The organism is Nitrospira sp. MA-1 (assembly GCA_032139905.1).
Taxonomy (GTDB): Bacteria; Nitrospirota; Nitrospiria; order Nitrospirales; family UBA8639; genus Nitrospira_E.
Genome location: JAQJDB010000007.1, coordinates 1,582,918 through 1,598,789, shown reverse-complemented (window position 1 = coordinate 1,598,789; position 15,872 = coordinate 1,582,918). Strand labels below are relative to the sequence as shown.

The following is a 15,872-nucleotide window of genomic DNA, read 5'->3' as shown; positions in this document are numbered from 1 at the left end:
TCCACCAATTTTGGTTATTGGATATGACTGTCTTTATTGAGGAGAACTTTTTTCACGATCACAACAAAGACCACGATCAGGACTACGACACCGAGGGACGCCACAATCCCGATGATAAGATCACCGGTTCCCATTTCTTCATTCATGGTGTTCGACTCCTTTGCCTGCCCATCAGGAAAAAGTTCATTATAGCACAACCGGTTTTTTGATCCCTATCATCGTGACACCAAAAAATGCCGCCGTCAGTAATAATAAGCTTCCAATACAGAAAAACCCGCCTCCATAGCCTAGGGCATGGATAAGTATTCCCGCTAAAAGCGGTCCCCCCGCATGCCCGATATCCATAATGGTCCCTCGTAATCCCATACCAGCCCCCAGATCTTTTCCTTCTGAATAATCAGCAACCAGGGCCGTGGTCGAGGACGTCACCACCGCCTCCCCAAATCCAAACGTTCCGGCGACCACCAATAAAAGAATATACCCCTGAATGTGCGGAATAAACATCACCATGAGTCCGCACAGGCACAGTCCTCCAAAAATCAGTGGTTGCCTGGCCCCACGATCGGAGATCCGGCCCATCACCGGTTTGGCGATAAAGGAAGTCAACGCCTGCACTCCAAACAAAACCCCGATTTCTGCAGCGTTCAACCCAATGAGCAAACCATACAGCGGCAAAAACGCCATCAGCGTGCCGTTTCCCATCATCTTGGCCGCTTCCACGGTACTCGTGATGAGAATGGGTGGAATCTGACAGACCCGGCGGAGGCCTTCGCGCATTTCCTTCCATATGGTCGAGGAGGAATGTTGATGAACTCGCGAAGGAGCCTGAGTCGGAGGGATCAACCAGAAGAAGACCAACGCTAATAATCCAAAGACACCGGCTAAAAGAAACGTGGGCGAAAATCCATATTGATACACGACAGCACCGCCAATCATCGGACCCAGCAGCCCACCGCCTTGGGTCGCCGAAGTATACCAACCAAAGGCTTCGCCTCGCCGTTTCGCAAAGAGCTCTGCCACCATCGCCAAGGCCAGCGGCGTAAACATGGCTGTTGCCAATCCGTGAACCAATCGGAGAGCCCCTAATGTCCAGAGATCTGAGGTGAACGGATAAAGAAAGGGCGGAAACGCAAAGGCCAGCACTCCTCCTAACATTAACCGTTTTCGATTGACTTGGTCGGAGAGCAATCCCATCGGAAGCTTGAGTATCACTCCGGTCACTGTCGAGACAGCCACCAATAGGCCAACAAGAAAAGGTCCCGCACCAAGGCTTTCCACAAACAACGCCAAGGCCGGTCGACGCACCATGTCATAACTGACAAAACTACAAAATCCGACAAGACTAAGAAAGAGAAATGCCTTGGAATCTTTCATATCAGAGAGCGAACAAGTTCGTGAGCCGGTGGAAGAAAACCGTCATTGAGGAAAAGAACCGAAGGTTGAAACGGTCAAACCTGACCCGCCAGAATCTTTGAGGAATTTAAAGACCGACAGGTGGTCAGCTCGATTGCCTCAGAAGGCCTTAGGGTTTCAAGGGGGACACCCACGTCAGCGCAAGAGTCTCTTGCCGTCCAGAACTGAGCGTCACTTTGGCTTCCTGATAACCCAACACCGGATGCCAGGCCCCGACTGTATGTGTGCCCTCTGGAACATCCGTCAAACGGAACACCCCATGGTCATCGGATACGGTCACATACGGATTGGCTGCCAGCAGGAGCCAACCTTGCATGAATCGGTGTTGATCACATTCCAGCTTGATAATACTGCTACCCCGTGTTTTGAGTGGAACCGTCGCCTCCCCTCCTTCTCCCAGATTGGGTAAATGGAAAAGTGGCAGGCGTCCCTTGTCCAACATCTCCCATCCGCGAAGCTGGTGAAGAATCGGATCATGCATGGCTATCCGGAGGGTTTGTTCGTACATGGCACCGATGACTCGTGGCGCAAATTGACAACGGTCCACCGTCACGACCGGACCTTCTTTCGGTACGGGTTTGCCACGCTCAACCTCTTGAAGAAACACGATCACATCAGCCAAGCGTTGTTTGGAAGACACCCGGACTTCTGGAATATGAATGACACCATTTTTGTCAGAAATGGTCTGACAGAATTCTGGATTGCTTCCCATGGTGACTTTATGGGTCTTGGCCGATGGAACAATTCCAGAAAATTTCATCACACCGGAAATTATCCCTCCACCAGCAACCTCCTCTTCCTGGTAGGCATGCACCGTCTGTTGGCTCATCAGGGCACACCACATCACACCCACCATGATCAATGATAGGAATGGATATTTTCTTTCCTGGCCTTTGACCCGATTGCCATTCATGACACAAATCTCCTCACCTATAAATTTTATCCTTAAGAAGCCTCTTGGACTTCCAACGCACATGGGACGGGTTAGTGGGGGATAACCTCTACACATCGTTGGAGGGAACGAGGATCATTAAATCTCTCGGAGAGTCTCACATTCAGTGACTCAACCATCCAGATTAGCCTCACTGAATTCAAGTGCACTTGGTCAATTTTCCCACAGGTTGGTACATCAAAAAACAACGGTACCTGGCATTTAGACCAAAATACTTCGTGGTGATTCCTACACTCCTTGGAACAAAATGTCATATCCACTCGAACGGACGCAATATGGCCTTTTGTTTTTTTCAAGGAACGATCGTTTTTTTTCTGTATCTCTTGAGGTATATTCTCACAGAAATCATCTTGCCGTTTTATATGTCAGGCTGGCAAGAGTAAAGAACTCTCATTTTTGCTAAAGAACTGAGGATATTGGTTCTGTGAATTATGCTGATAACCTGAAGGCTTATATCACAGGACCATACCCGATTAGATAAACGTTGAGGTCGATGTGGGTAATCCTTCAAAAATAATGAGGGAGGAGAAGGTTTTGATTGTCCGGAAACCGGAAATCTTTTGCCAAATTCCCGGCATTAGGATCCCACACAATCAAAGACGGAAAATCTTATGAATACTTGGAATGAGAAGGATTTCAGGAAGGAGAGACTGAAGATAATGCGTCCTGTTCGGACTGGCACACTGAGATGAGTTCATTGATTTGGAGATTATGAAGCAATTCTCCGACACATCCTTGTGGCTGAATCCAGGTTATGCGGCGACGTAATTCTTTGAATTGATAGGAGCACAACACGAGAAGACCTAACCCAGCGCTATCGAGAAATGTTAAGCCCTTGAGGTTGAGAATCAGGTGCTCTTCTTCCGTATGGCAACATTGATTAATAATGGCTTTGACATGCCATCGGGAATGCATATCCAACCGGCCATGAAAATCCACGACGGTGGCGCCTCGAATTCCGCGTATAATGACTTCAATGGCCATAATCGAAACCTTATCGGTCCAATATGCCAGACCTTAACAACGGGTGTTTCCTGCCTTCTCGGCTTCCGCGATCCATGGTAACCCCACAGAGCACGGTTCGTTTTCTTTTGTTCGACCTGTATCATATTAGTGTTTTCACCCACCGACTCCTGCTACAATTTCACCATCCATGCCACCAGCCATTCATCCCGTTGATCTCATAGAAATTCTCCGCCAGCACCGGTTGACTCCGGCGATTGTCTTTTTGACATCTCGCCGGGCCTGCGATGAGGCCATTGATACTTTCGCCCACAGTTCAGCCAGGATGTCCTCTCAACGCTCAGAGGCCATCCGGGAATTTCTGGAGAAATTCACCAAAGACTTCCCGAGTATTACCCATCACCCTCTCATTCCGGTTGTGCAAGAATTTGGAGTCGCAGCTCATCACGCAGGGCATCTCCCATCCTGGAAAATTGCGATTGAAGAACTCATGCGCCTGGGATTGTTGGATGCCGTGTTTGCCACAACGACCTTGGCCGCCGGGGTCGACTTCCCGGCACGTACCGTCGTCATTACCCAATCCAGCGTCCGCAAATCGCAGGATTTCACGGATTTGACGAACAGCGAAATTCAACAATTGGCCGGGCGCGGAGGCCGCCGGGGAAAAGATTTGGTGGGAGTCGTGGTCATTACCCCCTCCCCGTACATTGACTTGCACATCCTTGGCAAAGGACTCACAGGCTATCCGGAACCGATTGACAGTCAATTCGTGGTGTCCTACCCCATGGTCCTAAATCTGCTAAAGGCCCATTCGCTGGATCAAATTGAGGGGCTGCTCGCTAAAAGCTTTGCGCAATTTCAGCTGAATCAACGATCGGGCATCCATCAAGATCATCTGGATCAGATCAAAGAACAATTGGAACCCTACGGGCCCAGGGAATGCGCCGATTGGATCACTCAATGGAAGGGCTTTGATCTGGCCCGTCGACGCAAAGCGCACCGACATCCCATCGTCACCAATGACACGCCATTCTTGACTGCTTGTCTGCCGTTTCTGACTCCAGGTCGCCTTATCGGACTGCCGAAAGGTCCGGCGATTATACTTCGTCAGTATCGAAGCCGTGGAACCTTTGCCCCTATGTTATCCGTGATTCGGGCCAAAGGCACGTTGGGTGAGTGTCCCGCTCATTCGGTCACTCAGGTTTACGACCGGGTGTTTGAGTTTCAGCCCTCTCGCACTATTCCCTGGTGTCAGCCACAGGTCCTCTCTCAACTCAAGAAAGAGCTTTCCCAATTGCCCACGCGTCTGCCGACAGTCCCCATTTTGCCGGAAACCCAGGAAACAGACGACCCGCTCCTTGCAGAAATATTAACAGAGGAATTTCCCTGTCCCACCTGCCCGTCCCACTCGGCATGTAAGAAAGACTTTCCCCTGGCTTCGAAACTCCGACAGAAATCCCAGCAATTAACCAAAACGATTCAAGCACTCCGTGACGGATTGTGGCACCGATTTCAACAAAAAGCCGATGTGCTCCACAAATTTGGATATATCACCGCCTCCTCGCAACTCACTGCTGACGGAGAGTGGGCTCGACTCATTCGTATTAACCATTCCTTGCTCATAACAGAACTCATACGTATGGATGCCTTCTCAGGCATTGCTCCAGGATTGTTGGCAGGCATCATGGCGAGTATTTCCCATGATGATGATCGTCCGGGATCCTACATGCGGCTCCCATCCGGCTTGGCTACGATGTTGACGCAAGTGCGGGCGGTGGCTGATTCATTGAGTCCGTATGAACCCCCACCCTTGTTACGCTCAGATGTCGCCGCACTGGTGGAAAGCTGGATCGGGAATCCTCAGCTCACTTGGGCCTCACTGGTTCGCTCCACATCCATGGCCGAAGGGGACGTGTATCGCCTCTTAGCCAGGACTTTGGAATTTCTCTCTCAAATATATGGACTCAAGATCACTCACCCGGGCTTGGCCGATACCGCCCACTCCGCGATGGTGACCATGCGACGGGAAGTCTTGCAGGAACTTCCATAGCCAAAGATGGGGACCCAACGCCATGCATTTTGATGATCTCAAACATGAACTCCAGAGTTTACCGGTGAAATATTTGCATCATATGGCCAAAGGCCGCATCCATCGACATTTCCGCCTCGGGAAACATCGGCTTGTTGAATTAATGCTGGCTTTCCCTCCCGACCAGATTCTGGCCATTGAAACTGAGTTACAACAAATACTGACCACTCGACAGGAACGAGTGGCCGCACAGGAAGTCCGCGCCGCTGCCCGCCATCAAAAGCCCGCTTCCCCCTTTCAAGCAAAAAATCGACAAATGAAGGGAAAGCCCAACTTCGGCCCTTCCCAGCCATCGATTACACTTCAGGAAATTTTGGAAGGAATTGGTGTTCCTAAACCTCAGCCCTTTGTTCCTGATCTATGGCAAACCGAAGCGGTAGAGCATCTGGCGCATTCCGATGTCATCGTCAGCGCTCCGACGGGAAGTGGAAAAACCTATGTCGCCATACAAGCAATCAAACAGGCCATGGCACTCAATCAAACGGTGATATACACCTCTCCACTTAAAGCATTGTCGAATACAAAGTTTATGGAATTCACCCAACTTTTTGGACCGGATCAAGTCGGGATATTGACCGGAGACCGGAGGGACAATGCCCAAGCTCCGCTATTGGTGATGACCACAGAAATTTTGAGAAATTTATTCTATGATGCCGCCAGTGGGGAGATTGATTTGCGATTGCATACTCTGGGGTTAGTCATTCTGGATGAATCGCAGTACCTCGCTGATCCAGAACGAGGGGTGGTGTGGGAGGAAACGATTATCTTGTGTCCCTCACAGGCACGGCTCCTCCTCCTCTCTGCATCTATCGGGAACCCTCAAGATTTGGCCGAATGGCTACAGGCCATCAGGCCTATTCCCTGCCATCTAATCCGACATGCCAAACGATCCGTTCCTCTTCGAGGGCTGTATCTCCATCCCACAGGGCAACTCGTTCCATTATTCAAAAACCAGGATATTCTCCAAGGCAAAGGCTATATATTTCATCCAGACACCAGACAGCTGTTCACCGAATACGAAATTAAACCATTTCGATAATTTATGAATTAATGGGAAAACTTACATCGCCTGCAATCTCAAGTGTGACATTAAATTTCAAGGGACCAGCAACTGTGCCGAAATAAACACATGTTGTGGTAATAAGTATACGCTTCCGCCATCATTCTATTGCTTTTATTGTTAATTTTAAGGAAATAACCCATATCCATAATTATTATTTCTGAGCATGAATTTTGCGTTAATAATACTGAATTCCTAAAATGTTTTTTAAACTTCGATTTCCAGGCTTAACGATGAAGACCAGATTTCTTGCTTCCACATGTATCAAGTATTTCCTCGTAACCTTACTTCCTGTCATTTTTATTGGCTGTCAGAGTATTCAGCCAAAATCACCTGGGGAGTTGGCCATGGAGGATCAGGAATTCCTGGGAATTTGGGACGCCTATAATCAATGCGTAGATGGTTCTGATATTCAAAGCATGCAGGCCAATCTTTCCGTGTTAGCCTCTGCACCTAAACCGATCTCACTGGATGATTCTCCTATTCCTGTCCCCGCCTTTTTAAAAAAATTATCGACAGCGAGGGGTTCCCGTTTGGCAGTCGATCCACGGGCCATGGCTGCCTCATGCTCAATCCACCTTGCAGAAGTTGCCCAATTGTCATCAGACTGGCCAACGGCTCTGCGCACCTTTCAGAAAATCATAGTAGATTATCCAGAATCTCAATATGCATTCTACGTCAGCAAGGCCAATCATGCGTTAGAACAATTGACCACCATTCGGCCCGTCTCACTATCTACACAGGAAGTCCTGGTACAATAAAAATCGTTCCCTCCTGGTTCACTCACTCAAGCCTTTTTTTGCTTCGGTCGTCCGCTTCACGCTATCTTTCGTAACGGTCCTCCCTTTAAACATTTTCATAGGTTCATACTGGCACTATCTGGCTGGAATCTTGATGAAAAGAAAACCAGAATAAGCTAGAGGAGTTGCTTGCTTTTTGGCTTATTGGGCTGGCAAATATCACATTGGCACATGCTGCGCAGTGCGGTGTAGGAATAGAGCCCGGTATCATGTCCGTCACTCCATTTAAATCGAAAGGCATAGCGCCCAACCGGCTCCATATCCTGCAATAAAATAAGAAGGGGGATAGAGTCCGGCTTGAGACGCAACTCACCGGTCCATTCGTCCGTGCAAGCTGCACAGGGGCAATGTTGTCGCAAATACCGAACCGGATAGATGCCCTTATGCCCATCACTCCAGGTAATGCCCAACACCCCGTTTTCCAGCCATTCCATATCTGTAGGTTCAAGTGACGATTGAGAATTCATACCCGATTCTCCTTATGAGTGGGCATCCTTCGACACCCATTGTTCAAATGTTGGGAGAGCTTTTCCGACAACTGCCTGGAAATAGGCTTCAATAGCTTCTTCCACTTCAATACGGACCGTTCCAATCGCTTTCAATCGAGATAGACTGGCCATGGGGAGTCGTCGAGCCTGTTCAATAAACGCCAGGCTTCCTTTAGAAATGGATAATAATCGGCCTACCCCCTCTTGACCACAGCCGTTACAGACCATCCCACCTAATCGAGGGGAAAACCACTGAGACATTTTGGAGGAGGCCATATTTCCGCATTCAGTACAACGATCAATTTGTGGACGAAAACCAGTATAGCTCAGCACATGAATTTGAAATAATAATGTGGCGAGTGCCAGGTCCCGGTCAGGAAGCAGGCTTTCCAGGCCATAAACCAGTGCTGAATACATCTCAGGATTGGGATCACGATCCGCCGTAATCATCTCCACCATACGTACCATCTTGGCGGCTGCAGCCATTACGCCCAAATCTTCTCGTACGGCTTTAAAGTTTTTGACAAGATCTATTTGACTAATTTGTCCCAAAGCGTCAGGGGTTTTCTGGAACAGGGTGACATCAACAATCCCAAAGAGCTCAAGAACCCCGCCAAACCGTGTTTTCATTCGGCGAGCACCACGAGCGGCGCCACGAATTTTACCTAGATCAGGGGAATACAGGGTAACAATTCTGTCAGCATCACCCCAGCGTTGGCTTCGAATAATGACCGCGCGGGTTCTTAGGAGCGGCATGAGAACTCCACGAGGACTCTCTGCACGTCAGATGTGAAAACTACTGTGATTACCACCCATGTTCATCCATATCCCAATTCGCTTAACATCTGCACATTATCGCGCCAGCCCTCCTGCACTTTCACCCACATGCGCAAATAAATCTTCATACCGAACAGTCGCTCCATATCTATCCGCGCACTTTGGCCAATCTCTTTGAGGCGCATGCCTTTTTTCCCGATAATGATTCCTTTTTGACTGGTTTTTTCCACCAGGATAACGGCCCGAATACTTGTCAGGTCTGGTTCTTCCTGAAACTCCTCAATCATGACACCCACTGCATACGGCAATTCATCGTAGGTCTGTTCTAGAACTTTTTCACGAATGAGCTCCGCAGCCATATGACGCATAGGCTGATTGGTCAAAAAATCTTCGTCATACATCAATTCCGGACATGAGGGCAAACACGCAAAGGTTAATTCAACTAATTGGGGAAGATTAACCCCGGTCTTAGCGGAAATGGGGATAATTTCACTCCAGGGAAACCACGTGCGGTATTGATCAATGAGAGGGAGCAGCCTGGATTTGGCGACAGCATCGGCTTTATTTAATAATAAAAATACTCCCTGAAATGGTCGTTCTTGATGGGCTGTGGTCACCTGCTCCATAACCTGTCGGTCTCCGGGGCCTGGCAAAACCTGACTGTCCACAATCATGTAGACCACATCAGATTGAGTCAGGGTGCCTAACGCTGATTGCACCATCTGTGTATTCATTCGATGGTGAGGCGTATGGAGGCCTGGCGTATCAATGAGAATGAGCTGGCCTTCCGGGTAATGCCCGACTCCTAAAATGAGGTTTCGCGTAGTTTGTGGTTTATCAGAGACAATGGCGATTTTTTCGCGAACCAATGCATTGAGCAACGTTGATTTGCCGACATTGGGTCGGCCGAGAATGGCTAATTGACCTGATTTCATCGAATAACTTTTAAGTATGGGAAAACGGAAGAAACATCAATGCATGAGTATGAAGGGTTGGAGGGGCCTGGCGCAAGAAGTCTGGCCGCTAAGGTCTGGCCGTAAATGAGGAAGGGACCGGCTCCACAAATTGATACACCACCTCTCCCTGCCGGACCATGCCCAAACGATTACGGGCCAACTCTTCCAGTCGTTGCGGATCCCGCTGAATACGGGTGATATCTTCTTCGAGCAGGGCATTGATATCTTGTAATTGCTGGATTTGTTCGGTCAAATGCTCACGCGTTTCTCGCATATGAAAGTATAAGGGCAATCCATCAGAATTAAAAAACATGGTCCCCGCCATTACACTCATCATCAAAAATGCCCCAACCATTGGAAGGCGATCCAACAGATCACCCCCAAACCCGGTGGACGTCCGTTTTTTATTATTGGGACGCATACTTGAAAATCATGCTTGTACTGGCAGAACGGCTTTCCCGCGATATAAGGCAGATGAGCCTAATGTCTCCTCAATTCTGAGTAGTTGGTTATATTTTGCCAGACGATCGGTCCGAGACAGGGATCCTGTTTTAATCTGTCCGGCATTTAACGCCACAGCTAAATCGGCAATTGTCGTATCCTCAGTCTCGCCGGATCGGTGGGATACGACCACTCCATACCCGGCCCGCTGAGCCATGCGCATGGCTTCAATTGTTTCCGTGAGCGTGCCGATTTGATTGACTTTGATCAAGATCGCATTCGCAATGCCTTCACGAATCCCTCGTCCCAAAAACTCGACGTTGGTCACAAACAGGTCATCGCCAACAAGCTGGACTCGATCACCTATGTGATCCGTCAGTTGTTTCCAACCTGTCCAATCACTTTCATCAAGCCCGTCTTCAATTGAGACGATCGGGTACTCCTTCACTAATTTGGCATAATATTCGACCATGTCCCCCGAAGACATTTTGGGTTTAACCCCATGACGCACATGATACGTCTTTTTCTCAAAAAACTCGCTGGCCGCCGCATCAAGTGCCAACACCACATCTTTCCCTGCTCGATAGCCTGCTTGGTGAATCGCTTGAACAATAAAATCCAGGGCTTCTTCATTTGATCGAACAGCCGGGGCGAATCCACCTTCATCCCCCACCGCCGTGCTCATGTTTTTTGATTTCAAGATGGCCTTGAGATTGTGGAAAATCTCCGTTCCCATCCTGAGGGCTTCCCTGAAACTGGTCGCCCCCACCGGCATGATCATGAATTCTTGGAGGTCCAGACCATTGTCTGCATGAGCGCCTCCATTGATAATATTCATCATGGGCACCGGTAATTCTCGAGCCGAGACTCCACCAAGATAGCGAAATAAGGGAATTCCAAGTTCCTGTGCCGAGGCCCGGGCCACAGCTAACGACACGCCAAGTGTCGCATTTGCCCCTAACTTGGTTTTCCCCTTGGTTCCATCTAGTTGGATTAAGCGGGAATCAATACTCACCTGGTCCTGGGCTTCCATGCCTCTAAGAGCCGGGAGTATATGCTTTTGAATTCCGGCTAAGGCTTTAGACACTCCCTTGCCCATCCATTGTTTTTTATCCCCATCCCGTAACTCTAAGGCTTCGCGTGTCCCAGTGGAAGCTCCGGAAGGAACAGCAGCTCGACCAGCCATGCCGCTGGCAAGATGCACATCCACTTCAATTGTTGGATTCCCGCGAGAATCCAGAATCATCCGTGAGGTAATATCCTGAATAAGGCTCATAGAAGCTGTAATTCCTTGTAATGGTGAGTAATGGCGACCTCTTTATCTTGTACCCTGAGTCGAGCCTTAGATCAAGGCGTGAGATGCTGTCTCAACAGAGTATTGACCTTGCCAGGATTGGCTTTTCCCTGCGACGCCTTCATCACCTGTCCGACTAAAAATCCTAACACCGTCTCCTTCCCACCACGATATTGCTCCACTTGAGTTGAATGCTGGGTCAGCACCTCTTTAATCAGTGTTTCCAGGATGCCTTCATCGGAAACCTGGACCAGGCCCTTCTCTTTGACCAATTGATCCGGAGATTTTCCACTACCATAAAATTCCGGGAAAAGATCTCTGGCAACTTTTAAACTAATGGTTCCCTCTTCTACCAATTGTAAGAGTTGAACCAATTGTTCGGGGCCTACCGGGGAGGATTCGGGAGGGGTATTAGCGGTATTGAGCTCACGAAGTAATTCGCCCATCACCCAGTTACTGACCGTTTTGGGATGGGGAAAGAGTTTCACACAGGCTTCAAAATAGTCGGCTAAGTTTTTTGAATCCGTCAGAATCTTCGCATCGTACTCAGGAAGATGATATTCCATCACAAACCGTTTCATGCGGACAGCCGGAAGTTCCGGAATCGTCTGGCGCAGCGATTCCATCCATTCCGCATCCACGCTAACGGGGAGCAGATCCGGGTCGGGAAAGTACCGGTAATCATGGGCTTCTTCCTTACTTCGCATGACAACCGTTTGTCCTTTCTGCACATCCCACAGCCGGGTCTCCTGACGAATCGTTTCACCTTCGGTTAAGGCCTCAGTTTGCCTGGAAATTTCAAATTCCAATGCCTCTTTGGCAAAACGGAAAGAGTTAATATTTTTCAATTCGACCTTGGTTCCGAGACGGTCCTGGCCCCTGGGACGGAGCGACACATTGGGCTCACAACGAAAACTTCCCTGTTCCATGTTTCCATCACAGACCTCCAGATAGACCAAGAGATCATGCAGTGTTTTCAAATAGGCATCAACCTCATCCGATGAATGCAGGTCGGGTTCGGTGACAATTTCTAACAATGGAGTTCCCGCCCGATTTAAATCGACACCACTGCCTTCCACAGGCACATCATGAACATTTTTTCCGGCATCTTCCTCCAAATGGGCCCGGCAAATGCGCACGCGTTTCGACTCGCCGTTGACCGAAATGTCAAGCCATCCTGGTCCGCAGATCGGCAAATCATACTGCGAAATTTGATAGCCCTTCGGCAAATCAGGATACATGTAATTTTTTCGGGAGAATTGATTCGTCAGCTTGATCTCGCAGTGAAGCGCAAGTCCGGTCCGCACGGCCATTTCCACCGCGCGGCGATTCAGCACCGGGAGACTTCCAGGCAACCCCAGACAGGTTGGACACACCTGCGTATTCGGAGGAAGTCCGAAGGAAGTCGGACAGCTACAAAACAATTTCGTCTTCGTTTGGAGTTGGGCATGCACCTCAACTCCAATGACAGGTTCATAAGCCATAACGCAGCAGAGCCACTCCTCTCGATTTCGCCTTTTTTCGAATCTTAATCCAAGGATTTCATTTCACGTTCACGGCGCATGGCATCCCGACCCGCGTCTAACGCTTCTCGCACGGCACAGGAAATTTCTTCCACCAGTTCACGGCCACGACCGACGACATCTTCCACAGCATCCGTGGCCCGCTCCTTAATGTCTCGCAAATCTTCACTCGTGCGTCGGGCATACCCCGTAATTCGTTCTCGGGAATCTCTTCCCGGCTGAGGGGCTAACATGATCGCCGTCACAGCTCCCAATAGCGCTCCACTTAAAAAGGCCAACGCAACCGAGCCTGCTGATGCACCTGACTGATTAACTGCCATAGGATGGCCCTCCTTTTTGTTCTTTATGTATACGTTTCTTCATCGTCGAAGTCGCTGCTTTGAATCCGGCAAGTAAACTGGTAACGCCCACAGCAAGGCCTCCCCCTTTCTCACGAACGGTCTGATGGACATGACTCACGGTTTCCCCAACATCTCCAACTGCATTCAAGAAAATAGTGGCACGATCAATACCAAGCTTGGCTTGATCGGTAAGAGCTAAAAGGTTTTCGTTGGTTCCCTTGACGTCCTTCAATAATCCCGGCAACTCATGGTTCAAGCGAATAAGTAAACGTTCGGATTGCCCAACTGTACGTTTCACTTGAAGAATCATCGGAACCAGATAGCCCACCAAGACGACAAAGGCCACGGCAATGATGATCGCTGCCAAATCCACCATATCTCGCTATCCTTTCAAGACCGAATCACTGGCCGTTTCACTCGCCAGTCGGTAGCTTGTTCATAGGCATAGGCTGCACGCAAGACCATGGCTTCCTCAAAGGGACGACCCATCAGTTGTAATCCAATGGGGAGGCCGGTTTTACTCAATCCACAGGGAACGGAAATTGCTGGAAGTCCAGCCAAACTCGCAGGAATGGTATAGATGTCGGATAGATACATCTGCAAGGGATCGTCTAATCGCTCCCCCAATTGAAAAGCCGGCGTCGGCATGACTGGACTCACCAGCAGATCAACTTCCTGGAACACTGACTCAAATTCCCGTTGAATCAAGGTGCGAACCGCTTGGGCTTTTCCATAATATGCGTCGTAATACCCGGCACTCAGCGCATAAGTCCCCAACATAATACGCCGTTTCACTTCAGGCCCAAACCCTTGAGACCGGGTGCTCCGATACATCTCTGCCAGCTCTCCCGACTCCTTTGAACGAAACCCAAACTTGACGCCGTCATAGCGAGCTAAATTAGAGCTGGCTTCTGCCGTGGCGACAAGGTAATAGGTCGCAATGGCTTGTTCCGTGAAGGGCAACGTTACCTCGCGAATCGTTCCGCCCAACTCCTGCAACACCAGGATGGCATCTTGAACTTTCTCGGAGACTTCAGCATCAAGACCTTCTGCAAAATATTCCCGCGGCACTCCGATAATAAGTTTTTTGACGTCTTTCTTTTTCACGGATTTGGTGAAATCCGGGACGTCACGATTAGCAGACGTGGAATCCATTGGATCAAATCCGGCAATGGCATTGAGCAGGATAGCAGCATCAGTCACGGTTTTGGTAATAGGACCGATTTGATCCAGAGATGAGGCAAATGCGATGAGCCCATACCGGGACACACGCCCATACGTTGGCTTCAACCCCACCACCCCGCAACAGGCCGCCGGTTGTCGGATCGACCCTCCGGTATCGGAACCCAAGGCTGCCACACATTCATCTGCAGCCACCGCGGCGGCCGATCCTCCACTGGATCCTCCGGGAATATACTTTTGATTCCACGGATTCCTGGACGGCCCGAACGCTGAATGTTCCGTGGACGAACCCATGGCAAATTCATCAAGATTGGTTTTGCCAAGAATCAGGGGTTGGTGAGGTCGAAGACCGCCCATTACGGAAGCGTCATACGGCGGAACAAAGGTTTCCAACATTCGAGATCCACAAGTCGTCCGGATCCCCTCTGTACAAATATTATCTTTAATGCCTAATGGCATGGCCATGAGCGGTTGTGTTTTTCGCCAGGCTTTCAAGCCATCATCAATCGCTTTGGCTTGCTGAAGCAGAGTCTCTTTCGGTGTCAGGGTAATATAGGCTTTAATTTTTGGTTCTACTTGACTGAGTCGCAGCAAATAGGACCTGGCGATATCCATCGCACTCACCTCGCCAGCGGTAAATTTCCCCTGAAGCTCTTTTAGCGTAAGTTTAAATAGAGACATACAAACCAGAATCTGGGATCAGTGGATAAATAGGGAGATGGCACGAAAACGGCCTTTAACCGGAGCAACCCGTTTCATACGAGATTGGTTACTTTGCTTTATTCTGATGATCGACTTGGATAACTTGAGGGACGTGCCGTTTGGCTTCTTCGTCATTAAATAATTCATAACAAAAAATAATGACCTTATCGCCAACCACTCCCAACCTGGCAGTGGGACCATTTAAGATGATCTCACCTTTGCCACGGGCACCAGGGAGCGCGTAAGTCGAAAACCGCTCCCCGTTATTCAAATTGGAGACCATCACCGCTTCATAGGCCATGATTCCCGCTCGATCCATGAGGTCCTGGTCAATCGTTAAACTACCCTCATAGTCAAGACTGGAATCGGTAACGGTCGCCCGGTGAATTTTACATCGTAACAATTGTCTATACATATTAAATCCTAATTTTTTAGTCCTGCTCGGAAACGAGGGTTTTTGTTTAATCAGGTCGCCTTTATTTACCTAAAATATTCGGAACCACAAAAAATCCATTATGTGACAATGGGGCATTGGCCAGCGCCTTTTCCACGGACAAGCATTCGCGTGGGGTATCTTCACGTAGCACCGGTTCCTCATGGACAACAGAAGCCGTGAGAGGAACACCTTCCGTCGACACCCCTTGCAATTGATCCACATACGCTAAAATATGATTCAATTGTTCCGCAAATACGGGTTTTTCCGCCTCGGTGAGGTCCAAACGGGCCAATTGAGCAACATGTTCGACTTCTTTTTGAGTGATAGAGGCCATATCTGATCCTTATGAACGCAGGAATTTAAAAACCATGCTGAAACATTGCAAGCAAAAACCACATGCCACCACGTATTTCTACCATGAAATTCTCATGAAAAGCTACTTAAACAAAGGATCG

General features: G+C 49.1%; 18 protein-coding genes. 3 read left to right on the top strand and 15 right to left on the bottom strand.

Features of this window, described 5'->3' with window-relative positions; translation table 11 throughout:
• Positions 1 to 14: 14 nt before the first annotated feature.
• From PJI16_20075 to PJI16_20060, 4 genes are all read right to left on the bottom strand, one after another.
• Complete coding sequence (locus PJI16_20075) at positions 15 to 146, bottom strand: hypothetical protein (GenBank protein ID MDT3779861.1); 132 nt, start codon at positions 144 to 146, stop codon at positions 15 to 17.
• Between the two features lie 40 nt (positions 147 to 186).
• Positions 187 to 1,374: an MFS transporter gene (locus PJI16_20070; protein MDT3779860.1), complete on the bottom strand. Its 1,188-nt coding sequence runs from the start codon at positions 1,372 to 1,374 to the stop codon at positions 187 to 189.
• 148 nt (positions 1,375 to 1,522) lie between these two features.
• On the bottom strand, positions 1,523 to 2,326 hold the full coding sequence (locus PJI16_20065; GenBank protein MDT3779859.1) for a carboxypeptidase-like regulatory domain-containing protein: 804 nt from the start codon (positions 2,324 to 2,326) through the stop codon (positions 1,523 to 1,525).
• A 675-nt stretch (positions 2,327 to 3,001) separates the two neighbouring features.
• Positions 3,002 to 3,349 (bottom strand): STAS domain-containing protein, encoded by a 348-nt coding sequence (locus PJI16_20060; protein MDT3779858.1) that lies wholly within the window; start codon positions 3,347 to 3,349, stop codon positions 3,002 to 3,004.
• Between the two features lie 169 nt (positions 3,350 to 3,518).
• On the opposite strand from PJI16_20060, the gene PJI16_20055 reads away from it, so the two are divergent.
• From PJI16_20055 to PJI16_20045, 3 genes are all read left to right on the top strand, one after another.
• On the top strand, positions 3,519 to 5,378 hold the full coding sequence (locus PJI16_20055) for a hypothetical protein (GenBank protein MDT3779857.1): 1,860 nt from the start codon (positions 3,519 to 3,521) through the stop codon (positions 5,376 to 5,378).
• Positions 5,379 to 5,400: 22 nt separating this feature from the next.
• A complete protein-coding gene (locus PJI16_20050) occupies positions 5,401 to 6,456 on the top strand; it encodes a DEAD/DEAH box helicase (protein MDT3779856.1) in 1,056 nt (351 codons plus the stop codon).
• A 254-nt stretch (positions 6,457 to 6,710) separates the two neighbouring features.
• A complete protein-coding gene (locus PJI16_20045) occupies positions 6,711 to 7,238 on the top strand; it encodes a hypothetical protein (protein MDT3779855.1) in 528 nt (175 codons plus the stop codon).
• Between the two features lie 155 nt (positions 7,239 to 7,393).
• On the opposite strand, the gene PJI16_20040 is transcribed toward PJI16_20045, so the two are convergent.
• The 11 genes from PJI16_20040 to gatC all read right to left on the bottom strand — a co-directional run bounded on the left by PJI16_20040 (position 7,394) and on the right by gatC (position 15,751).
• The gene (locus PJI16_20040; protein MDT3779854.1) at positions 7,394 to 7,744 is read right to left on the bottom strand and encodes a DUF971 domain-containing protein; all 351 of its coding nucleotides are present in this window, start codon (positions 7,742 to 7,744) and stop codon (positions 7,394 to 7,396) included.
• Positions 7,745 to 7,756: 12 nt separating this feature from the next.
• The gene (gene recO, locus PJI16_20035) at positions 7,757 to 8,521 is read right to left on the bottom strand and encodes a DNA repair protein RecO (GenBank protein ID MDT3779853.1); all 765 of its coding nucleotides are present in this window, start codon (positions 8,519 to 8,521) and stop codon (positions 7,757 to 7,759) included.
• 62 nt (positions 8,522 to 8,583) lie between these two features.
• Complete coding sequence (gene era, locus PJI16_20030; GenBank protein MDT3779852.1) at positions 8,584 to 9,477, bottom strand: GTPase Era; 894 nt, start codon at positions 9,475 to 9,477, stop codon at positions 8,584 to 8,586.
• 88 nt (positions 9,478 to 9,565) lie between these two features.
• Positions 9,566 to 9,919, bottom strand: coding sequence for a septum formation initiator family protein (locus PJI16_20025; protein ID MDT3779851.1), 354 nt, complete (start codon positions 9,917 to 9,919; stop codon positions 9,566 to 9,568).
• Between the two features lie 9 nt (positions 9,920 to 9,928).
• Complete coding sequence (gene eno / locus PJI16_20020; GenBank protein MDT3779850.1) at positions 9,929 to 11,215, bottom strand: phosphopyruvate hydratase; 1,287 nt, start codon at positions 11,213 to 11,215, stop codon at positions 9,929 to 9,931.
• 71 nt (positions 11,216 to 11,286) lie between these two features.
• On the bottom strand, positions 11,287 to 12,717 hold the full coding sequence (gatB, locus tag PJI16_20015) for an Asp-tRNA(Asn)/Glu-tRNA(Gln) amidotransferase subunit GatB (GenBank protein MDT3779849.1): 1,431 nt from the start codon (positions 12,715 to 12,717) through the stop codon (positions 11,287 to 11,289).
• A 44-nt stretch (positions 12,718 to 12,761) separates the two neighbouring features.
• The gene (locus tag PJI16_20010) at positions 12,762 to 13,076 is read right to left on the bottom strand and encodes a YtxH domain-containing protein (protein ID MDT3779848.1); all 315 of its coding nucleotides are present in this window, start codon (positions 13,074 to 13,076) and stop codon (positions 12,762 to 12,764) included.
• A complete protein-coding gene (locus PJI16_20005; protein ID MDT3779847.1) occupies positions 13,066 to 13,473 on the bottom strand; it encodes a DUF948 domain-containing protein in 408 nt (135 codons plus the stop codon). The genes PJI16_20010 and PJI16_20005 overlap by 11 nt, the downstream gene beginning before the upstream one ends.
• Before the next feature lie 14 nt (positions 13,474 to 13,487).
• Entirely contained in the window at positions 13,488 to 14,960 is a 1,473-nt protein-coding gene (gatA, locus tag PJI16_20000; GenBank protein ID MDT3779846.1) for an Asp-tRNA(Asn)/Glu-tRNA(Gln) amidotransferase subunit GatA, read from the bottom strand.
• A gap of 88 nt (positions 14,961 to 15,048) precedes the next feature.
• Complete coding sequence (locus PJI16_19995; protein ID MDT3779845.1) at positions 15,049 to 15,396, bottom strand: aspartate 1-decarboxylase; 348 nt, start codon at positions 15,394 to 15,396, stop codon at positions 15,049 to 15,051.
• A 61-nt stretch (positions 15,397 to 15,457) separates the two neighbouring features.
• Positions 15,458 to 15,751, bottom strand: a complete 294-nt coding sequence (gatC, locus tag PJI16_19990) for an Asp-tRNA(Asn)/Glu-tRNA(Gln) amidotransferase subunit GatC (protein ID MDT3779844.1) — start codon at positions 15,749 to 15,751, stop codon at positions 15,458 to 15,460.
• Between the last annotated feature and the right edge of the window lie 121 nt (positions 15,752 to 15,872).